General features: G+C 57.3%; 19 protein-coding genes. 10 read left to right on the forward strand and 9 right to left on the reverse strand.

Annotated elements, in window-relative coordinates:
• Positions 1–47: 47 nt before the first annotated feature.
• Entirely contained in the window at positions 48–650 is a 603-nt protein-coding gene (locus EE949_RS05045; RefSeq protein WP_122663274.1) for a hypothetical protein, read from the forward strand.
• A 406-nt stretch (positions 651–1,056) separates the two neighbouring features.
• Positions 1,057–2,478: an FAD-binding oxidoreductase gene (locus tag EE949_RS05050; protein ID WP_122663275.1), complete on the forward strand. Its 1,422-nt coding sequence runs from the start codon at positions 1,057–1,059 to the stop codon at positions 2,476–2,478.
• 141 nt (positions 2,479–2,619) lie between these two features.
• On the opposite strand, the gene EE949_RS05055 is transcribed toward EE949_RS05050, so the two are convergent.
• The 3 genes from EE949_RS05055 to EE949_RS05065 form a co-directional block, all read right to left on the reverse strand.
• Positions 2,620–3,150 carry a glyoxalase superfamily protein gene (locus tag EE949_RS05055; protein WP_162874487.1) on the reverse strand — a complete coding sequence of 177 codons (531 nt, stop codon included), beginning with the start codon at positions 3,148–3,150 and terminating at the stop codon, positions 2,620–2,622.
• Between the two features lie 224 nt (positions 3,151–3,374).
• Positions 3,375–3,713, reverse strand: coding sequence for a hypothetical protein (locus tag EE949_RS05060; RefSeq protein WP_122663276.1), 339 nt, complete (start codon positions 3,711–3,713; stop codon positions 3,375–3,377).
• A 111-nt stretch (positions 3,714–3,824) separates the two neighbouring features.
• Positions 3,825–5,546 carry a PAS domain-containing hybrid sensor histidine kinase/response regulator gene (locus tag EE949_RS05065; RefSeq protein ID WP_122663277.1) on the reverse strand — a complete coding sequence of 574 codons (1,722 nt, stop codon included), beginning with the start codon at positions 5,544–5,546 and terminating at the stop codon, positions 3,825–3,827.
• A 178-nt stretch (positions 5,547–5,724) separates the two neighbouring features.
• Here EE949_RS05065 and EE949_RS05070 point away from each other — a divergent pair, with 178 nt between their 5' ends.
• Both EE949_RS05070 and EE949_RS05075 read left to right on the forward strand, forming a co-directional pair.
• On the forward strand, positions 5,725–6,192 hold the full coding sequence (locus EE949_RS05070; protein WP_122663296.1) for a DUF1203 domain-containing protein: 468 nt from the start codon (positions 5,725–5,727) through the stop codon (positions 6,190–6,192).
• A gap of 132 nt (positions 6,193–6,324) precedes the next feature.
• Positions 6,325–7,254: a DMT family transporter gene (locus EE949_RS05075; protein WP_122663297.1), complete on the forward strand. Its 930-nt coding sequence runs from the start codon at positions 6,325–6,327 to the stop codon at positions 7,252–7,254.
• Here the strand turns inward: EE949_RS05075 and EE949_RS05080 are convergent.
• A complete protein-coding gene (locus EE949_RS05080) occupies positions 7,225–8,181 on the reverse strand; it encodes an aromatic alcohol reductase (RefSeq protein WP_122663278.1) in 957 nt (318 codons plus the stop codon). The genes EE949_RS05075 and EE949_RS05080 overlap by 30 nt on opposite strands.
• Positions 8,182–8,283: 102 nt before the next feature.
• Here EE949_RS05080 and EE949_RS05085 point away from each other — a divergent pair, with 102 nt between their 5' ends.
• Positions 8,284–8,697, forward strand: a complete 414-nt coding sequence (locus EE949_RS05085) for a winged helix-turn-helix transcriptional regulator (RefSeq protein WP_122663279.1) — start codon at positions 8,284–8,286, stop codon at positions 8,695–8,697.
• A gap of 355 nt (positions 8,698–9,052) precedes the next feature.
• On the opposite strand, the gene EE949_RS05090 is transcribed toward EE949_RS05085, so the two are convergent.
• Positions 9,053–10,180 carry an alkene reductase gene (locus EE949_RS05090; RefSeq protein WP_122663280.1) on the reverse strand — a complete coding sequence of 376 codons (1,128 nt, stop codon included), beginning with the start codon at positions 10,178–10,180 and terminating at the stop codon, positions 9,053–9,055.
• Positions 10,181–10,440: 260 nt separating this feature from the next.
• Between EE949_RS05090 and EE949_RS05095 the strand changes: the two genes are divergently transcribed.
• Both EE949_RS05095 and EE949_RS05100 read left to right on the forward strand, forming a co-directional pair.
• Positions 10,441–11,370: a LysR family transcriptional regulator gene (locus EE949_RS05095; RefSeq protein WP_122663281.1), complete on the forward strand. Its 930-nt coding sequence runs from the start codon at positions 10,441–10,443 to the stop codon at positions 11,368–11,370.
• A gap of 336 nt (positions 11,371–11,706) precedes the next feature.
• The gene (locus tag EE949_RS05100) at positions 11,707–12,087 is read left to right on the forward strand and encodes a RidA family protein (protein WP_122663282.1); all 381 of its coding nucleotides are present in this window, start codon (positions 11,707–11,709) and stop codon (positions 12,085–12,087) included.
• A gap of 490 nt (positions 12,088–12,577) precedes the next feature.
• On the opposite strand, the gene yghU is transcribed toward EE949_RS05100, so the two are convergent.
• Together yghU and galE are read right to left on the reverse strand one after the other, a co-directional pair.
• A complete protein-coding gene (gene yghU, locus EE949_RS05110; RefSeq protein ID WP_122663284.1) occupies positions 12,578–13,414 on the reverse strand; it encodes a glutathione-dependent disulfide-bond oxidoreductase in 837 nt (278 codons plus the stop codon).
• Between the two features lie 131 nt (positions 13,415–13,545).
• Positions 13,546–14,571 (reverse strand): UDP-glucose 4-epimerase GalE, encoded by a 1,026-nt coding sequence (gene galE, locus EE949_RS05115; protein ID WP_122663285.1) that lies wholly within the window; start codon positions 14,569–14,571, stop codon positions 13,546–13,548.
• Between the two features lie 336 nt (positions 14,572–14,907).
• Here galE and EE949_RS05120 point away from each other — a divergent pair, with 336 nt between their 5' ends.
• The 3 genes from EE949_RS05120 to EE949_RS05130 are packed head-to-tail and all read left to right on the forward strand — an operon-like array spanning position 14,908 to position 18,399.
• The gene (locus EE949_RS05120) at positions 14,908–16,077 is read left to right on the forward strand and encodes a glycosyltransferase family 1 protein (protein WP_122663298.1); all 1,170 of its coding nucleotides are present in this window, start codon (positions 14,908–14,910) and stop codon (positions 16,075–16,077) included.
• Entirely contained in the window at positions 16,065–17,252 is a 1,188-nt protein-coding gene (glf, locus tag EE949_RS05125) for a UDP-galactopyranose mutase (protein ID WP_122663286.1), read from the forward strand. Before EE949_RS05120 ends, glf begins: the two co-directional genes overlap by 13 nt.
• Positions 17,253–17,289: 37 nt before the next feature.
• Entirely contained in the window at positions 17,290–18,399 is a 1,110-nt protein-coding gene (locus tag EE949_RS05130) for a beta-glucosidase (RefSeq protein ID WP_122663287.1), read from the forward strand.
• 81 nt (positions 18,400–18,480) lie between these two features.
• Here the strand turns inward: EE949_RS05130 and EE949_RS05135 are convergent, their stop codons facing one another.
• Positions 18,481–19,074: a GNAT family N-acetyltransferase gene (locus tag EE949_RS05135; protein WP_122663288.1), complete on the reverse strand. Its 594-nt coding sequence runs from the start codon at positions 19,072–19,074 to the stop codon at positions 18,481–18,483.
• Between the two features lie 309 nt (positions 19,075–19,383).
• The coding region (locus EE949_RS05140; protein WP_122663289.1) for an isochorismatase family protein at positions 19,384–19,829 on the reverse strand (446 nt) is incomplete at its 5' end.

Raw genomic sequence — 19,829 nt, forward strand, 5'->3', positions numbered from 1 at the left:
TCTCTGTTCTTGTGGTCTTTACCACGACTCTGCAAAGGACAGGCTCTATGTCAATTCGCTCTACGCTCTGCTTGCTGGTCCTGCCGTTGTTCGCAGGATGCCAATTTCTCCCTCACACAAACTACTTCACCGCACCTGAAAACGAGGCCAATCCTGCCTGGATACGCATCGTCAACTTCACTCAGCATGCCGATATCTATCAATACGAAAACGGTGTGCGTTCGGGGGGCGTCATACGCAGAGGGCCGCTTCCGTTCACTCATACGCAGGATGAGGGGATGCCCAAAGCAGGACAAGACCTGACGTGGGACTATTTTGAGACACGAATCCGGCCTGGTATCGAAACGAAGGTGGGCATGTTCTGGGAGGGTTCGCGCACCCAGTCTTGCTACGTCACAACAAAGTTCACCCCCCAGGCCGGGCGTTATTATCAATTCAGGCTGACCTCCGGTTCAGGAGGCACCTGCACGTTGTACCCCTCGCTGATCGAGCGCGACAGAGACGGGACCGGCTGGCATCTCACCCCTAACCCCAGCGTGACTTACGACGGCGACGGGCCAACGGCCAAAACGCATTACAGCAACAGTCGCTTCGAGGATCCTAAGTACCAGCCAAATCCGGAGCTCTATCCCGGCACGGATGTCAGGTAGTGAGCTAGCTGAATGGCCACCGTAAGCCCCGGTGACGCGATAACGTTGCCGGCGGGTGGGTTGAGTGCCGTGTTGCTGGGTGGCTTGTTCGTCGCGTCCATTGTGCCGATCTGACCCTGGATTTATGTCTCGGCTGGCAGTCGCGAGTTAATGACAGACCGCATCGCCAGCACGTGTCAGATTATTTAATTCTTTGTAGGAGCTGCCGAAGGCTGCGAAGCATTCATCCCGACAACCCGAAGATCGCAGCCTTCGGCAGCTCCTACAGATCCAGTGTTTGCTGCAGGACCGTGGGGGCTGCTCAGGGCTTGGGTTCAGTTCAGGTGATTAGTGGTTTTCAGGTTGTACGATAACTACTAGGCTGATGCCGTCTTGAATGCTGGACTCAAATAACAAGGAGCGTGAAATGCGCCAATTGAACGAAGCGCTGATGCAGGCCATTGAGCAGGTCGTCGGCCCTGCGGGTTTGATCAGTAATGCTGAAGACATGCACAGTTATCTCAGCGATTGGCGCAACGCCTATCGGGGGCAGGCTGCTTTGGTGGTTCGTCCGGCCACCACCGCTCAGGTCGCCGAAGTGGTACGTCTATGCCATGAGGCCGGTGTTGCGCTGGTGCCGCAGGGTGGCAATACCGGTTTGTGTGGCGGTTCGATACCCGACGATTCGGGCACTCAGGTAGTGCTGTCGTTGACCCGCATGAACACGATTCGCGCTATCGACCCGGCCAACGAAACCATTACGGTCGAGGCCGGCGTCATTCTGCAGCGCCTGCAGGAAGCTGCCGCAGAAGCCGGGCGGCTGTTCCCGCTATCACTCGGCGCCGAGGGCAGTTGTACGGTTGGCGGCAACCTGGCTACCAATGCTGGCGGCACCGCTGTGTTGCGTTACGGCAACATGCGCGACCTCACGCTGGGCTTGGAGGTGGTGCTGCCGGACGGCCGTATATGGGACGGTTTGAAGGGGTTGCGCAAAGACAATACCGGTTACGACCTCAAGCATATGTTCATCGGCTCTGAAGGCACGTTAGGGATTATCACTGCTGCGGTGCTCAAGCTGTTTCCCGCCGTACGCAGTCTGACCACGGCGTGGGTGGCGCTGCCCAGTCCTCAGGCGGCGGTTGATTTGATTGGGCGCATGCGCGCGCTGTGTGGCGACCGTCTGACTGGTTTCGAATTGATGTCGCGGCAAAGCGTGGACTTCGTTCTCAAGCATGTGGCTGGGTGCAGTGATCTGTTCGGTCAGATTCATCCCTGGTACGTGCTGATCGAACTGAGCGACACCCTGGTCGATGCGCCATTGGCAGAAATGCTGGAAACCGGCCTCGGCGAAGCCTTCGAACACGGTGAAGCTCTAGATGCGGTAGTTGCCAGTAACCAGGCGCAAGTTGCTGGATTGTGGGCATTGCGCGAGGGGATTTCGGAAGCCCAGAACCATGAAGGGCCCAGCCTGAAACACGATATCAGCGTACCTGTCAGCAGTATCCCAGCGTTCATTGAGGCAACGGATCGCAAGCTGTCGGAGGCTTTTCTCGGCGTGCGAATCGTTTCTTACGGGCACGTGGGCGACGGAAATCTGCATTACAACATCAGCAAACCACCGTGTGCCGAGGATGCTCCGTTCAAGGCGCAGGCTGAGGCGATTATGCATGTCATCTACGAGGCGACCATGGCGTTCGCAGGCAGCATCAGCGCTGAGCACGGCCTGGGTCAGGCCAAACGTGAGGCAGCCCAACTGTATAAAGCGCCGCTTGAGCTGGAACTGATGCGCACCCTTAAACAGGCGCTGGACCCAAGCGGCATGATGAATCCCGGCAAGATGCTTTCCTGAACGACTGCCTCGAGCTGAAATGCAAAACCGGTAGGAGCGAACTTGTTCGCGAGACGATATTCCTGAGTTCGCAGAACCGAAGCCTCGCGAACAAGTTCGCTCCTGCCAAGGGCGCAGAGCCTTCAGACTCTGAGCAGAGAGTTACCCCTCGCAGAACCTCAAACGATTACCGAATGGGTCATAAACCTGCAGCTCTTTACCCCAGCCTTGCTCGACAATATCCGGCCGTCCGAACCCATAACGCTTGGCCTGCAATTCATCACGAAGCAGTTCGATGTTCTGCGTGGGGATGAAGACTGTGGCGCCGGGGCTGGCGTCGCCGTGGTGTTCGGAAAGGTGCAGTTGCAGGCCGTTGCGGGTTATCCCCAGATACAGCGGCAAGTCTGCTTCGAACCGGTGCTCGAACTCGACGCTGAAACCGAGGAAGTCGAGATAAAACTCGCGTGCCTTGGCTTCGTCGAATGATCGCAGGATAGGGATTGGTTTTTCGAAGGTTATGCCCGGTTGGGCGGCTTCTTGAGGCAGTAGCGCTGACGCAGTGTTCCAGTCTTTATGGCCCAGTTGATGGGCGACCAGTTCAAGTGCCGCGGAGTGGGAAGTGTCCTGACCGGACGTGGCCAGATCGGCGCGCAGGCGCTTGGCCATTTGTTTGGCTTGTTCGATTGAAAACATCGTTCCTCCAGTAGTCGAGGCATTCTGGTGCTCGCGTTGCCAAACCTGGACTATCAAGAGATGCGACAGGGTTCGGGAAAAAATACATGCTTTCACCTTTCCCATCGGGAGCGAGCGGCAGGCAGCATTGGCCTGTGGCGATCATACACAGGCACTACCAACGACGGAATGCAGAGGCGAAAAAAAGCCGCTGGCAAATGCCGGCGGCTCTTCACGCTCAGGAGTTACCAGCGACCATAGCCGCGGCCATGGTCGTAGTCGCGGCGGGGGCCATGATCGTAGTAGCCGCGGCGCGGTGGGTCATAGCGGCGGTACTCAACCGGGCGCACCGGAACGTAGCGTACGGCCTGATATTGCGGTTGATAACGCGGCTGTGGCCGGTATTGCTGATAGCGCGGGCGGTCATGGTCCCGGCTTGAGTTGCTGATCACAGTGGCCAATACCGCGCCCACGGCTGCACCGGCGATGACGGGGACGATCACGTCACGTTCATTGGCGGTGGCGGCTCCGGCAACGAGCAGGCTACCGGACAGGATCAGGACTTGGGTCATCTTCGAAAACATGGTGTCTCCTTTGGCGAAAATGTGGGGGATCGCCATGGACGTATGAAACACCCATTTCATGTAAACGGAGGTCTGGATTCGGTAAAGGTTAGGTAAAGCGTGGCGTAAACGTCAGTCGCTGATCACGCTTTTGATGCGGCTGGTCAGCTCGTCCATCGAGAACGGCTTGGTCAGCAGGTGCATGCCTTGTTCCAGGTGGTCTCCCCAGCCCAGCGCGTTGTGCGCATAGCCAGTGATGAACAGGACTTTGAGATCGGGGCGCAGGCTGCGTCCCGCGTCCGCGACCTGTCGGCCATTGATGCCGCCGGGCAGGCCGACATCGGTCACCAACAGATCAATTTGCTGGCTGGATTGCAGTACATTCAGGCCGCTGGCGCCATCGGCCGCTTCAATGGCGGTGTAGCCCAGATCTTCGAGCACTTCGCGGATCAGCATGCGCACGGTGTGTTCGTCGTCGATCAGCAGAACCGTTTCGCCTTTTCCGGTCGCAGGCAGAGAGGGCGGAGCAAATGGCGTGTCTGGGGTTATGGTTTCTACGCGCGACCTCGGCAGGTACAAGGTCATGGTGGTGCCCACGCCTATCACCGAATGTATCTGTACGCTGCCACCGGATTGCCGCACAAAACCGTAGATCATCGACAGGCCCAGGCCCGTTCCTTCGCCCATGGGTTTGGTGGTGAAGAACGGGTCGAACGCGTGGGCAATCACGTCGCTGCTCATGCCGCTGCCGGTGTCGCTGACACTCAAGGTCAGGTACTCGCCGACCGGCAGTTCGTGCTCTGCGGCAGCCTTTGCTTGCAGGATGCAGTTGCCGGTGCGAATGGTCAGGCTGCCCCCCGAAGCCATGGCATCGCGGGCATTGATGCAAAGGTTGAGCAGGGCGTTTTCCAGCTGGTTGGGATCGACCTGAGTCAACCACAGGTCGGCTTCGTTGTAGACCTGCACATCAATAGAAGGGCCTATGGTGCTGCGAATCAGCTCAAGCATCCCTGCGACCAGACGGTTAACGTCGGTGGCGCTGGGCTCCAGCGTCTGGCGGCGTGAAAAAGCCAGCAATCGATGCGTCAACGCTGCAGCCCGTCGAGAGGCACCCTGTGCCGCATCGAGGTAGCGATCCATTTCGCCAGCGCGATTCTGGGCAACCCGCAGCCTGATCATTTCCAGACTTCCGATGATCCCGGTGAGCAGGTTGTTGAAGTCGTGAGCCAGGCCGCCCGTGAGTTGACCCACGGCCTCCATTTTCTGGCTTTGTCGCAGTTGCTGCTCCAGCAAACGCTGGGCGGTCATCTCGATGCCGACACCCGTACGCCGCACAGGCTGGCCGGCATTGTTGAAGTAGGTATGGCCGCGAGAGAGTACCCAGCGCACTGAGCCGTCAGGATGAATGATGCGGTATTCCAGCTCGAGATCGCCGCTGTTGACCAACCCGCCCGCCATGGTTTTGCGTAGTGCTGCCAGGTCATCGGCGTGTACGTTGGCGAGAAAGTCCTGACGTTTGATACCCGCTGCAGCCTGCACCGGGTCGATCCCGTACAACTCGCTGATGCCCGCGTCACAGTAGAAACAGTCATTGGACACTTCGTAGGTCCAGACCCCGACACCGCTTACCGCCGACAGGGCCAGGCGGGCGAAGTCCATGGAGTCATGCAGCGCTGTTTCGTCTTCCTGTTCGGCTGTCACATCCCGCCCCCCGGCCTTCCGGACTTGCATGATTCGCAGAGCGGCCTGGCGCGCGTCATCGATGCTTGCGTAATGGCCGTCGCGCACCTGCGTCTCGAGCAGTGCGGAAAGTGCAAGGTCTAAAGCCAGGTCCTGGGGTGCCCGGTAGGACATGCGCAGTTCTCTGTACGGGGGAAGGTGAGCGAGTCGGGGATTATCACACAAGCGTGGGGAAAAGCCGCGAAAGGCGACAGGCCACTTTGATTGCAATTCGAATTCGTCAGCAAGAAGCGGGTAGTGATCCTGCTGGATAGCGGCTTAGATGCAGGTTCTATCCCGAGAGGAGCTCAGTATGAATTTTCGAATAACAGGTCTACCCCCGGAACCCTTCCAGGCGTTTTTTGGTTTGTCTGATGAGGCCTTGAAAGCGCTCGGTGTGAAGCGTTACCACGTCGACAAAAAACCAGGCTTCCCTGACCGCATCGAATTGCTGGATGCGGAGATCGGAGAGACCGTCCTGTTGCTGAACCACGTTTGCCAACCGGCCTCCACGCCTTATCGAGCGACCCATGCGATTTTCATACGCGAAGGCGCGAGCCAGACTTACGACGCGATCAATCAAGTGCCTGAGTCCATGCGTGTTCGCCTGTTGTCGCTCAGAGGCTATGACGCCGACGGGATGATGATCGAGGCTGATGTAGTGGAGGGCGTCGCGATAGAAGCGGTGATTGAGCAGATATTTGCCAACCCTGAGGTGAGCTACATTCATGTCCATAACGCCAGAAGAGGATGTTATGCGGGGCGGGTTGATCGGGGGTAGGCATCGCCGGTCGCACGTCAGGTTGCGGTGAAACAGGGGGCCTTCACAGACAAACCCATTCAGATGTTTCAACATTTTGCCGTCGCCAAACGTCATAATGCGCCGATCAAATCATGTGTGAGATCGAGTGCTGTGAACATTCGTAAGCCTATCGACGGGCAGGCAGCGGTGATGATGACCGTGCTGTGCATCGTATGGGGCCTTCAGCAAGTCGCAATCAAAGTTGCAGCACCGGACATAGCGCCGATTCTGCAGATTGCCCTGCGTTCAGGTTTTGCTGCGCTGATGGTCGGCGTGCTGTTGATGCTGCGCTGGCGGAAGATGAAACGCCCCGGCACCTGGCAGGCGGGCCTCATGGTCGGCGCGTTGTTTGCGCTGGAGTATCTCGCGGTGGGCGAAGGTCTGCGCTACACCTCGGCCGCGCACATGGTGATCTTCCTTTACACAGCGCCGATATTCGTCGCCATCGGCCTGCACTTTCGCTTTGCGAGCGAACGCCTGACTGTCTTGCAATGGATTGGAATCCTGATCGCCTTTTCTGGTGTTGTCCTGGCTTTTTATGCTCCGGCGGCGCCCGGTGTCGACGTGGTGCATCAGCGTATTGGTGATGCTTTGGGCTTATTGGGCGCGATATTGTGGGCGGGCACCACGCTTACAATCCGCAGCTCAAAATTGTCGGATGCCCCGGCGCCTTTAACACTTTTCTATCAGTTGGCCGGGGCGTTTGTAATCCTCGCATTCATGGCGTTGGTCAGTGGACAAAGCAGCGTCCACCTGACTGCTGTCGCGATTGGCAGCCTGGCTTATCAGACCATCGGGGTCTCGTTCCTGAGTTTCCTCGCCTGGTTCTGGTTGCTGGGCCGCTACCTCGGTTCCCGTCTGGGCGTGCTGTCGTTCATGACACCACTGTTCGGTGTGGTATTTGGCGTGTGGCTGCTGGATGAGACGCTGGAGTCCTCGTTTGTACTGGGGGCAGCACTGGTGCTGGCGGGAATCGTGCTTGTCAGCGGGCATGATCTTCTGCGGCAGGTTCTACACAGAAGAGCGCTTGCCAGGCAGTAAATTCTGCTCGATCCAGTCTGCCGTTGTGGTCAGATCAAGGCCATGCGCGGCGTTGAAAGTCTGGGTTTTATCCCAGGCGACGCCCTTGCCATGAGCGAACACTGCCCGGTATTTGCGCATCGAGTCGTCAGGTGCAGTTGCGAGTTCATCGTTGAGTTCAGAGACACTCCATTGCACCCGCGACAGGGTGCGATCAAGCTTCTGATCAAGGGTGTCAGCTAATTGCCGGTAGCTCAGCGTGTCTCCTGCGACGAAAATCACCTGATTAGCCAGGTGTGGCTCAGTAAAGATGATGTTCGCAGTCAGCTTGCCGATGTCCTCGGGCGTGGTAACGGTGACCTGTGTGTCCCAAGTGCCCAATGCACGAACAGTGTTTTTGGCCAGGTCGACGACGCCGAACACGGGTTCAAACAGAAAGCTGGTAAACATCCCGGTTGAGATAATGAGCCATTCGGTGGTGCGTTGTGCCCGTAACAGCTCGCGCACCTCAAGCTGCTCATCAAACAGGTCTTGCGGGCTGCCTTTGCCGATTACGTCGTAGTCCACGCCAAACTGCCAAGGCACGTAGCGCTTCACTTCAGCCTTGAGTGCCGCGTGTGTCAGTTTCAACTGGGTGCCCGCGCCTGCTATGAACCCGACGCAACTGATCACCGTATCAAATGGCCGGAAATACTCGGCAAGCTTCTCGACGGTATCGTTAATCACGTCAGCTTGCACAATGCGGATGCCAAGGCTTTGGAATTCTTCAAGGGCGCGTTTTTTCATGACGTCTTGAGTGGTAATGGCCGAGGCACGCAGCAGCACGCTGATGTGTGTTTTCTCCCTGCCAGCAGCCATCGAAGCCAGTTCACGCAGGACCTGCGTACCCAGTTCACCAGCACCCAGCACAAGAATATTTTCGGTTTTCACGGTGGTAGTGAGTTGCATGAATTTCCTCCGGATCGCGGATCAATAAGTGAGTGGTTGTTATCCTGTCACCATTGAGACGCGGCCATAAGTAGGCACACGAGTGATCCTGGGGGGGGGCGAATGAACAACGAAGAAATCATCAGGCAATCGCAAGCGGCGTGCGAAGCGCTGAGTGCAGAAGACGACGGTTTGAAGCGAGAGGTGCTGACCCACGCCGGTAATCGCTGGTCACTCGGCATCGTCCATACACTGGGTGTTGAAGGGCGATTGAGACACGCGGAAATCGCCAGACGCATGGATGGCGTGACACAGCGGATGTTGACCCGCAGCTTGCGCCAACTGGAAAGGGACGGTCTGGTTTTGCGTCGAGATCACAACGAAGTTCCGCCACGCGTCGACTACGAGTTATCCGAACTTGGCCGCGGGCTGCTCAGGCAGATGATCCCGTTGTGGATGTGGGTGGCGGGCAATGCAGAAGGCTTTCGTGAAGCCCGTGAGCGCTACGATGCAGCGGGTCTGGCGAAGGTGGAATGAGTGGTTGCTCCACAATCGCGGCTTACATCACACCTGTGGGAGCGAGGCTTGCCCGCGATAAGGCCGCCGCGGTTTATCTGATAAACCTCAGCGCTTTTATCGCGGGCAAGCCTCGCTCCCACAGGTGTCTACGCAATTCAGTGGGACCGGATTCATCCGGGAAGAGGCCGGTACAGCCGACGCATGTGTATTGTCAGGCGTATCATCGCGGGCAAGCCTCTCTCCCACAGGTGTCTACGCAACTCAGTGGGACCGGATTCATCCGGGAAGAGGCCGGTATAGCCGACGCATGTGTATTGTCAGGCGTATCGCCTTTCCGGATAAATCCGCTCCCACAGAGCCTTCGTTTGCTACCTCAGGCCGGTTCGTACGGCGAGTAATCCACGTAGCCTTTGGCGTCGCCACCGTAGTAGGTGTCGCGATCCGGCGTGGTCAGCGGCCAGCCGTTTTTCAGACGGGCGACGAGGTCCGGGTTGCCAATGAACGGCTGGCCGAATGCGGCAAGGTCGATCAGGCCGGCATCGACCAGATCCTGAGCGCGCTCCAGGGTCATGTCACCGGCGATGATCAGTGCCGTGTTGCCCAGTCTGGCTTTGCACTCCTTGAGCAATTCACGCAGCGCTTTTTCCTGTGCGGCAGAGCTTTCACCGGCCATGAAGAAGTGCGTCTGGTCCATGACATGCACGTAAGCGATGCCGCGCTCGTTCATGCCGGAGCACAGCGCTGCATAGGTTTCGTCGATCTCGGGATAGATCGGCATATCGAACAGCTGGCCGTAAGGTGAGATGCGAATGCCTACTCGATTCTTGCCAATCCGGGCGCTGACCGCATCGACCACTTCAAACACGAATCGCAGGCGATCATCGAGATTCTTGGCGCTATATCGATCCGTGCGATCGTTAACCAGCGGGTTCAGGAACTGCTCAAGCAGATAGCCATTTGCGCCGTGGATTTCCACACCGTCAAAACCGGCAGCAATAGCATTCGCGGCGGCCTGTGCAAAGTCCTCAACGACTCGACCGACTTCATCGGTGGTCAGCGCTCGCGGGATGGAGGTGTCGACAAAGCCAGGCTCACCATTCTCGGTGTAGCCGAATGCTTTGCCGCCTTCAGCAGGCTTGTTGGTGGAACTGACCGGGGCTTTGCCATCGACCTGAATCGAGGTATGGGAGACCCGACCGACGTGCCAGAGCTGAGCAAACATTTTGCCGCCAACGCTGTGTACAGAATCAGTCACGAGCTTCCAGCCCTGAATTTGCTCTTCGGTGAAAATACCGGGGTTGAACAGGTAGCCCTGGCCTTCGCGGGAAATGGGCGTGCCTTCGGAAACGATAAGGCCAGCGGTGCCGCGTTGGGTGTAATGCAGCGCAATCTGCTCGTTGGCAATGTCGTTTGGCGCGCGGGAACGAGTCATTGGCGCCATGACGAATCGGTTGCTCAATGTCAGGCCGCTCAGGTCGTAAGTGTCAAAGAGGTCGGTCATAAATTTAAGTCTCCATGGACGGGAATCAGGTCCCGAGGAGAGGCCCGCAAGCGCAGGGCTTTCTCGGCGGATGAAAGTCACCGTCATGGTAGGTTGTTGCTGTAGCAGCCACAATTGAGGCTAAAAGCAAAAGACTATTGCTGTTTTAGCAATGGGTGGTTTTAAATGCGGAGGCCGACACTGAGTAGTATTCCTGGTGATCGCTCCCACAATAGATCTTATTTCAGGTCATCGTTACGTTTCGATCAGAGCAGGCTCCCATGCACCTGAAGTCCCACAGATTTTTCGCCATGGTTGCCGTCACGGGTAGCTTCTCCGCAACGGCGCGGCACTTTCAGGTGCCTGCCTCTTCAGTGTCGCGCTTCATTGCGGCGCTGGAAAAAGAGCTGGGGCAGCAACTGCTGTATCGAAATACCCGCGCCGTGAAACTCACCGATGCGGGCGAACGCTACTACGCGCAGATTCGCGAAGTACTGGATTTGCTCGACGCAGCTGATGAAGAAGTGACCGGCAAGGTGGGAGATATTCACGGCCTGGTGCGAATCAACGCACCGGTTGCGTTCGGCCATTTGCACATCGTTAAGCTCCTGAATGGCCTCTATGAAAAATACCCCAGGCTGAGCGTCGAGCTGAACGTCACCGATGCGTTTATCGACCCCGTGCTGGAGGGTACCGATATTATTTTCCGGGTTGGGCAGTTGCAGGACTCGGGTTTGATCGGGCGAAAAATTTGCGACCAGCGCTACCTGCTGTGCGCCAGTAGCGACTATGTGGAAAAACACGGGGTGCCTGCTTCGCCGCAGGATCTGCGCAATCACTCTTGCCTCGTTTATAAAGGCGTGAGCGGTATACAACGCTGGCATTTCCGCCACCCAGGGCACGATGCCGTAGAGACGATTGACGTCGATGGCCCGCTGCGAAGCAATAACGGCCAGGTGTTGATGGAAGCGGCGCTGGAGGGCCGGGGAATCGTATTTTTCCCGTCGTGGTTGTTCAAACAGGCGCACTTCAAAACTAAACAGCTGATCCAGCTGTTGCCAGAGTGGGAGGGTTCCGTGGAACCTTCACCGAGCCAGATTCACCTGATATCGCCAGAGAATCGGCTGCGTTCACAGAAAGTCAGGGTGGTGTGGGATTACTTTTTGAATGCCATCGGCACGCCGCCTTACTGGGATCGGGAGGATTCTTAAGGGCGTCGCCCTCAAATCTGACGTCTGTAAGTCATCTGATTCCGCTGCTAATGGCGAAAGGCTTACAAAGCGTAATGGCGATTGTCCATTTACGCAGCGGTGGGGTAAGCGCAATCTAAACCCATCAACCGAAACGCAGGAAGCGCTTCGGAGGTAAAGGATGACCACCATTGCCGGGACGGCTACCGACAGGATGTTGGAATGGTATTGATGAAAAATGACCCGCTTCGGCGGGTTTTTTCATGGCTGCGTTTTACCTCAAGCCGACTGTAAACTGGTCTCGCAAAAAAGACGTCGCTTCGCAAGTGACCTTTTTATTTCCGACAAGAGACCCTCATGGCAAATCACGACATCACTTTCGTCCCTGATCCTGATTCGGACTCCATCTCTTCTGACGTCGCAGGTTTTGGCGGGCTGCTGGTTTCGACGCAGATTCCGACGCACGCCGACGGCAGTCTGGAATTGGGCGATATCACGCTGCAGAGCGAGTGCACGCTGCAAGCGCTGAAAGTAGCGTTGGAAAAAGCCGGCAGCTCAATGGACCGGGTGTTGCACCTGACCATCTACCTCACCGACATGGCTGATCGCGCCGCTTTCAACGAAGTCTACAAACGCTTCTTCGCCAAGCCCTGGCCGGTGCGCGCCGCCGTGGGTGTCGCCGCGCTGGCGGTTGAAGGCATGCGTGTGGAAGTCACGGCGATGGCGGCGAAAGGCTGAGGTAAAACGCAGTGATGTGAGTCGCCTGAAATGCGGATTATCCGGGCGACTCCATACCTGCCTGCAACCCTGTGGGAGCGAATTCATTCGCGAAAGGGCCGGTGCATTAGCAGCATTTTTGTCGTCTGCTCGATGCCTGCGGGCGTTGATCAACTGTGGGAGCAGAGCTTGCTCGCGATAAACGACAACGCGATCTGCCTGATGGACTGCAGCGCCTGCATCGCGAGCAAGCTCTGCTCCCACAGGTTTACGTGCAGCGCCAACCCGACAGTCCCGCAGGAGCGTCATGAGCTTGAACCGGGCGCAAAACCTGTGGGAGCGAATTCATTCGCGAACGGGCCGGTGCATTAGCAGCATTTGTGTCGTCTGCTCGATGCCTGTGGGCGGTGATCAACTGTGGGAGCAGAGCTTGCTCGCGATAACGACAATGCGATCTGCCTGATAGACTGCAGCGCCTGCATCGCGAGCAAGCTCTGCTCCCACAGGTTCGTCAATCCAGATCCGCAGCGTCGTGCCGTTCCGGTACGCGGGTCGCTTCATCGCCCCAGGTGCGGTTGACCCGGGTGCCACGGATGACGGCGGGCCGTTTGGCGATCTCATGCGCCCAGCGCTGTACATGGGTGTATTCATGCACCGCCAGAAACTCAGCCGCCGAATACAGGCCACCCAGTATCAGTTGGCCGTACCACGACCAGACTGCAATATCGGCAATCGTGTATTCGTCGCCTGCCAGATAGGCGCTTTCACTCAGGCGGCGATCCAGCACGTCCAGCTGACGTTTGGCTTCCATGGCGAAACGGTTGATCGGGTATTCGAGCTTCTCTGGCGCGTAGGCGTAAAAGTGTCCGAAGCCACCGCCAAGGTAAGGCGCTGCGCCCATTTGCCAGAACAGCCAGTTCAGGGTTTCAGTGCGGCCAGCCGGATCGGTGGGCAGGAAACGGCCGAATTTCTCGGCGAGATAAAGCAGGATCGAACCCGATTCGAATACGCGAATGGCTGGTTCTGCGCTGTAATCCACCAGTGCCGGTATCTTCGAGTTGGGGTTGATGTCGACGAAGCCGCTGGAGAACTGATCACCTTCATTGATGCGGATTAGCCAGGCATCGTACTCGGCATCGGTGTGCCCCAATGCCAGCAGCTCTTCCAGCAAGACGGTGACCTTGATGCCGTTGGGCGTAGCCAGCGAATAGAGCTGCAACGGGTGCTTGCCTTTGGGCAGCGTCTTGTCGTGGGTCGGCCCGGCGACAGGCCGGTTGATGCTTGCGAACTGTCCGCCGGACGCTTCGTTTTTCCAAACCTTGGGCGGAACATAAGGTGCTTTGCTCATGGACGAACCTCTTGATTGTTCGAAGCGATAACGTGAGCGCAATGGGCGCGACATGTCTGATCAGTGCCATACCCTGCCAGTGCATTGACCTGTAATCAATGGTGTTTGTTAAACCGTGCAACAAAGCTCGCTTAACTGGCGAGCGTCGTAATCGACGTCGGCTGACTGCGGCACTGCCAGCGCCAGGCATCGGTCAGCATGCAATCGAGTGAGCGTTTAGCGCTCCAGCCGAGCTCCAGCGAAGCCTTGTCAGGGGCCGCCCAGCAGCGGGCGATATCGCCTGGGCGGCGCGGTTCGTAAATCAGCGGCACGCTCACCCCGCTGACCCGCTCGAACGCCTGGACGACTTCCAGCACGGAATATCCCTGGCCGGTGCCAAAATTCCAGATATGAACACCGGGCTTCAAACGCAGTGCTTCCAGAGCTTTGACATGACCTTCAGCCAGGTCCATGACATGCACATAATCACGAACGCCTGTGCCATCAGGGGTGGGGTAGTCGTTACCGTAGATGCTCAGTGCCGGACGTTGCCCACTGGCGACTTGCAGCAGATAGGGCAGCAGATTGTTGGGGATGTCGGTTGGGGCTTCGCCTAACTCCCCTGAGTCATGGGCCCCAATCGGATTGAAGTAACGCAGCAAACCCACTGACCAGCGGCTGTCGGAAACCACCAGACTTTTCATGATGTTTTCCGTCATCAGTTTGGATTGCCCGTAAGGATTCGAGGGCGGGCCGGTCTTGCAGGATTCATCGATGGGCATCACCGCGCAGTCGCCATAGACGGTCGCCGAGGAGCTGAATACCAGCGTGAAGACACCGGCATTGGCCATCGCCTGGCACAGGGTCACACTGCCGCCAACATTGGTGTCGTAATAACGCAACGGCTCACGCACGCTTTCCCCCACCGCCTTGAGCCCGGCGCAATGAACGACGGCATCAATCGCGTAGTTATCGAACAGAGCGGCAAGCACCCCGCTGTTTCTGATGTCGCCCAGTACAAAGCCTGGACGTCGACCACTGACACGGGCAATCCGTTTCAGCACCGAGCGAGCGCTGTTACAGAGATTGTCGAGAATCACCACGTCTTCGCCGTGATCCATTAACTCAAGCACTACGTGAGCGCCGATATAGCCTGCACCGCCGGTTACCAGGATCATGTGCTGTCCTCGTTCGATCACCTGTGAGCGGCGACTTCAAACTGCCGGACATGTTCTTGTTCGTCTCCTGGCCTGCGCGGCGACTTCGAAGCATGTGAAGGTATGGGCGCTCCCGCTGCGCAGGAGTTCAAGGTGTGTTGCTGACCGGTCAGTGCAGTTCATCGGCTTTACATGCAGCGCCGTTGAACGCTGGATGAGCTGCACACCTCCAAGTTTCAGAAGTGCGCAAAAGGGTGACCTGATCACCCGCCGCATTTGGTAATGCAACCGAGTGTGGTCGAAGCCAGAGGATTCATGGGCTTCAGTCTCGATTCCGATTTTAAAAAGGAATTCGCGATGAATCTTCTAGAGCAGCCTGATCATCTTTTACCCGCCCGGCTTGATGCCCGCTCCACCGCAACCGCGCTGGCCAGGCCTTTACTGTTGTGCCTCTCTCATTTGCGTTGGGGGTTCGTCTATCAGCGTCCGCAACACGTCATGTCGCGTCTGGCCAAGGACTACGACGTGGTGTTTTTCGAAGAACCGATTTTCGCTGAAGCCCAGCAACCTGAGCTGGAATTATCCCGGCCGGTCAACGGGATTACGGTCATGGTGCCGCGCCTTCCGTGGGGTATGGATCCGCAACAGATTGCGGATGCCCAGCGACAGTTGCTCGATGCCTGGTTGGCCGGGCAGGCTTCGCGTGAACTGCTGCTGTGGTACCTGACGCCCATGAGCCTTGCGTTTACTGAGCACTTGAAGGCTCAGGTGACGATCTTTGATTGCATGGATGAGCTGTCGGCGTTCAAGGGCGCACCGCCGGATCTTATCGTCAAGGAGCGGCAATTGATGGCCAAGGCCGACGTGGTATTCACGGGCGGTCACAGCCTTTGGGAGGCCAAACGACGTCAGCATCAAAACGCTCATGCAGTCCCCAGTAGTGTCGACATTACGCATTTCGCGGCCGCTCGCGACAGATTGCCCGAGCCTGCCGATCAAGCTGATATCGGTCATCCGCGATTAGGTTTCTTTGGCGTCATTGACGAGCGTTTTGATATTGATCTCGTCAGCGAACTGGCAACACTCCGGCCTGACTGGCAGATCGTATTGATCGGCCCTGTGGTGAAAATTGACCCCGATACGCTGCCGCGTCAGCCCAATATTCACTACCTGGGAGCCAAGCGTTACGACGAGTTACCGGTTTATCTGTCCGGATGGGACGTGGCATTGATGCCGTTTGCGATCAACGAATCGACACGTTTCATCAGTCCTACCAAAACACCTGAATACCTGGCGGGCGGCTGTCCTGTGGTATCGACGGCGATTCGCGATGTGGTCAACGGCTATGGCGATTCAGGCGTGGTATCGATTGCGGACTCAGCGCAGACTTTTATTGTCGCCATAAACGCGGCCCTGCTATCCAGGGCAGACGTCTCCTTCACTGAGCGCGCTGACGCGGTGCTTGATGGTATGTCGTGGGATAAAACCTGCGCAGTGATGAAGGAGCACATCGAATGCCTAAGGTAACGATTGAAAGGGCCTGCAAAGGACCTTCACAGGCGAGTAACAAGCGTGCATATGACTACCTGATCGTCGGCGCGGGGTTTGCCGGTTCGGTGATTGCCGAGCGTCTGGCTGAGGGCCTTGGCCAAAACGTGCTGTTGATCGATCGCCGCGAGCACATTGGCGGTAATGCCTATGACCATCTCGATGCTGCCGGCGTCATGGTGCATCGCTACGGGCCCCATATCTTCCACACCAATGCGCAACGTATTGTCGATTACCTGTCACGGTTCACTGAGTGGCGGTCTTATGAGCATCGCGTGCTCGCCCGCGTGGATGAACATCTACTGCCGATTCCGATCAACCTGACGACGTTGAACACCTTGTACGGTCGGTCGATGGATGAACATGAAGCAGAGGTTTTTCTCGCGGAGCGCGCCGAGCCTGTTGCCGATATCCGCACCTCTGAAGACGTGGTGATCAATCAGATCGGCCGTGAGCTTTATGAAAAGTTTTTCCGTGGCTACACCCGCAAACAATGGGGGCTGGACCCATCGGAACTCGACAAGTCGGTCACGTCACGGATCCCCACACGCACCGATACGGATGACCGTTACTTCACTGACTCTTTCCAGAGAATGCCGCTGCACGGCTATACGCAAATGTTCGAGCACATGCTTGATCACCCGCGTATCGACCTGTTGCTTGAGACTGATTTCGCAGCGGTGCGTGAGCGCGTCAACTACAAGCAGTTGATCTACTGTGGGCCCGTCGATGAGTATTTCGATTACTGCTTCGGGCGATTGCCGTATCGGTGTCTGCAGTTCAAGCACGAGACCTTGCCGACCAGGCAGTTTCAGACTGTCGCGGTGATTAATTATCCGGATCAGAGCGTGCCCTATACCCGGATTACCGAGTACAAACATTTGACGGGCCAGGCGCACCCTCTGACCAGCATCAGCTATGAATTTCCCTGTGCGCAAGGTGACCCGTATTACCCGATTCCGCGGCCGGAAAACGCCGAACTGTACAAGCGCTACAGCGCGCTGGCCGACGCCACACCGGGCGTGACGTTCCTCGGTCGGCTGGGCACCTACAAGTACTACAACATGGATCAGGTGGTGGGCCAGGCGTTGGCGTTGTATCAGCGTATCGAGCAGCAAGCACGGGTAGCTGCGTCTGCGGTGGAGGCCGGATGATGGGTCGCCTGACGGCACTGTCGTCAGGGGGCGCAACATGAAAAACAAGCGCCTTTTCAGTTCATTTCTGATGGCCGGTTATGAGTGCTCGACTCAGCGTCGAAAGGACGGTTTGAGGCTGGATTTACTCACCATGACGGGACACGCCAGATGGGTTGATAAAGACTACGCTCAACTCGCCGGGCTGGGCATTGGCTGCGCACGAGACGGGCTGCGCTGGCATTTGATTGAAACGCAGCCGTACCACTACGACTGGAGCAGCTTTTTGCCGATGTTGCGGGCTGCCAGGGATTATCACATTCAGGTGGTTTGGGACCTGTGTCATTACGGCTATCCCGACGGTCTGGATATCTGGCGTCCGGAGTTCGTCGAGCGTTTTGCCCGGTTCGCGGGTGCTGTGGCCAGGTTGATGAAGGAGGAGGGGGTTGATGATCCATTTTTTTCGCCCCTTAACGAAGTGTCCTTCTGGAGCTGGGCGGGTGGCGAGGTCGGCTATTTCAACCCAGGCATGTGTGGGCGAGGACAGGAACTCAAGCATCAACTGGTGCGCGCAAGTATTGCAGCTACCGTAGCCATTCGTGAGCAGGTGCCTGCCGCGCGGTTTGTGCAATGCGAGCCGTTGATCAACGTCAGGGCTGCTTCAAGTCGGACCGATGAGGTCAACAACGCAGAGCGTCATCGGCTTTCGCAGTTTGAAACGTGGGACATGTTGGCGGGGCGTCAGTGGCCCGGGCTGGGTGGGCGTGAAGAGTATCTGGACATCATCGGTGCCAATTTTTACCCGCATAACCAATGGTTCCTGAATGGCGTGAAGATCCTGCGGGGCGATCGTCATTTTCGTCCACTGGCGGGCATGCTCAAGGAGTTGCAGCAACGCTATCAAAGGCCGCTGCTGATTTCAGAAACCGGCGCGGAGAGTGATGAGCGTGTGCCATGGCTGAGTTACATCAGCGAGCAGATTGCCCTCGCGCAACAGAGGGGCGTCGTGGTTGAGGCGCTGTGTTGGTATCCATTTCTGGATTATCCCGGTTGGGACGACGGCCGATACTGTCCCGCTGGTGTATTCGGCTATGCGGATGGCGAGGGTCATCGCGCGTCGTATCACCCATTGCATGTACAGATGCAGGCGTTGCAGAGGCAAACGTGATCCTTGTAGGAGCTGCCGCAGGCTGCGATGGCTGAGGGGCTGGGAGATTGCTTTCGCAGCCTGCGGCAGCTCCTACAGAACTTACTGTGAATAACTCGCCAGCTTTTGCTCCAAAGCCAGTTTCATCTCGGGCCATTCCGTATCGATAATGCTGAAACGTACCGAGTTACGCTTGCGGCCATCGGGCATGATCCTTTCGTGGCGCACGATGCCTTCTTGAGTGGCACCAATACGCAGAATCGCAGCGCGTGATTTTTCGTTGAGCTCGTCAGTGGTGAACTGCACCCGTACCGCGTTCATCACCTCAAAGGCGTGACAAAGTAGCAGGTATTTCGCCTCGGTATTTACGCTCGAACGTTGCGCGGATTGAGCCAGCCATGTGTGACCGATTTCCATCTTTCGGTTGGCTCGATCAATCTTCCAGAACCGTGTGCTGCCCAAGGCTTCCTGCGTCTCGCGCCGAACAATCAGAAATGGCATAACAGTCCCGGATTGCAGGCCCTGCATGGCTTTGTCGAGATACTGATCGACCGTATCCGGCCCCGGAATAACCGTCATATTCATGTTCCACAACTCGCCATCGGCTGCGGCGCGGAGCAGGGCAGGGGCATCATGTTCAGTGAGCGGGCGCAGCTCGATAGTCTGGCCGATCAGGGTGGGAGTGTGCTCGTTCATGGCGATTGTGATCACGGGGCAGTGGGGCATGCATCGTAGGGCCGCCCGGCTTTTTCAGGCAAGTTTTCATCCTTACCTGTACTCTCCCAGATTGATCTCAATCCTGTCGCTCACCGAGGTTACGAGGCCAGCGATGGAGGTTTGCCTGACACGCCGCTATCGCTGGCCTCGTAACCTCGGTGAGTTCCTACAGGTCCAAGTTTGCTGCGCGACAGCACTGTGTCAGGGAAAAGGCGTACGGATCGGAAAACAGCCACAAAAAAGCCCGCTCTAAAAAGCGGGCTTTGTTATTTGCTCACTACAACTCGATCAACGAGCAGTCAGCGCCGAGTAGCTGTTCATCAGGTTGCGGTAGTTCGGGATACGCTGGGACAACAGGTTGCCCAGGCCTTCGATATCGTTGCGCCAGTCGCGTTGCAGCTCACAGGCCACCGAGAACCAGTTCATCATCTGCGCGCCCGCTTGGGTCATGCGGTTCCAGGCAGCTTGCTGCACCGCAGTGTTGAAGGTCCCGGACGAGTCAGTCACCACGAACACATCAAACCCTTCAGCCAGTGCCGACAGCGTCGGGAAGGCTACGCATACATCAGTCACCACACCGGCAATGATCAGTTGCTTGCGGCCGGTAGCCTTGATCGCTTTGACGAAATCTTCGTTGTCCCAAGCGTTGATCTGACCAGGGCGAGCGATGTAAGGAGCATCCGGGAACATCTCTTTGAGCTCTGGTACCAGCGGGCCGTTAGGACCTTGTTCGA

It is taken from the genome of Pseudomonas viridiflava (assembly GCF_900602065.1).
Taxonomy (GTDB): Bacteria; Pseudomonadota; Gammaproteobacteria; order Pseudomonadales; family Pseudomonadaceae; genus Aquipseudomonas.

Coding starts and splice junctions, on each gene's coding strand:
- EE949_RS05045 (WP_122663274.1), top strand. CDS start 48: ATGTCAATTCGCTCTACGCTCTGCTTGCTGGTCCTGCCGTTGTTCGCA.
- EE949_RS05050 (WP_122663275.1), top strand. CDS start 1,057: ATGCGCCAATTGAACGAAGCGCTGATGCAGGCCATTGAGCAGGTCGTC.
- EE949_RS05055 (WP_162874487.1), bottom strand. CDS start 3,150: ATGTTTTCAATCGAACAAGCCAAACAAATGGCCAAGCGCCTGCGCGCC.
- EE949_RS05060 (WP_122663276.1), bottom strand. CDS start 3,713: ATGTTTTCGAAGATGACCCAAGTCCTGATCCTGTCCGGTAGCCTGCTC.
- EE949_RS05065 (WP_122663277.1), bottom strand. CDS start 5,546: ATGTCCTACCGGGCACCCCAGGACCTGGCTTTAGACCTTGCACTTTCC.
- EE949_RS05070 (WP_122663296.1), top strand. CDS start 5,725: ATGAATTTTCGAATAACAGGTCTACCCCCGGAACCCTTCCAGGCGTTT.
- EE949_RS05080 (WP_122663278.1), bottom strand. CDS start 8,181: ATGCAACTCACTACCACCGTGAAAACCGAAAATATTCTTGTGCTGGGT.
- EE949_RS05085 (WP_122663279.1), top strand. CDS start 8,284: ATGAACAACGAAGAAATCATCAGGCAATCGCAAGCGGCGTGCGAAGCG.
- EE949_RS05090 (WP_122663280.1), bottom strand. CDS start 10,180: ATGACCGACCTCTTTGACACTTACGACCTGAGCGGCCTGACATTGAGC.
- EE949_RS05095 (WP_122663281.1), top strand. CDS start 10,441: ATGCACCTGAAGTCCCACAGATTTTTCGCCATGGTTGCCGTCACGGGT.
- EE949_RS05100 (WP_122663282.1), top strand. CDS start 11,707: ATGGCAAATCACGACATCACTTTCGTCCCTGATCCTGATTCGGACTCC.
- yghU (WP_122663284.1), bottom strand. CDS start 13,414: ATGAGCAAAGCACCTTATGTTCCGCCCAAGGTTTGGAAAAACGAAGCG.
- galE (WP_122663285.1), bottom strand. CDS start 14,571: ATGATCCTGGTAACCGGCGGTGCAGGCTATATCGGCGCTCACGTAGTG.
- EE949_RS05120 (WP_122663298.1), top strand. CDS start 14,908: ATGAATCTTCTAGAGCAGCCTGATCATCTTTTACCCGCCCGGCTTGAT.
- glf (WP_122663286.1), top strand. CDS start 16,065: ATGCCTAAGGTAACGATTGAAAGGGCCTGCAAAGGACCTTCACAGGCG.
- EE949_RS05130 (WP_122663287.1), top strand. CDS start 17,290: ATGAAAAACAAGCGCCTTTTCAGTTCATTTCTGATGGCCGGTTATGAG.
- EE949_RS05135 (WP_122663288.1), bottom strand. CDS start 19,074: ATGAACGAGCACACTCCCACCCTGATCGGCCAGACTATCGAGCTGCGC.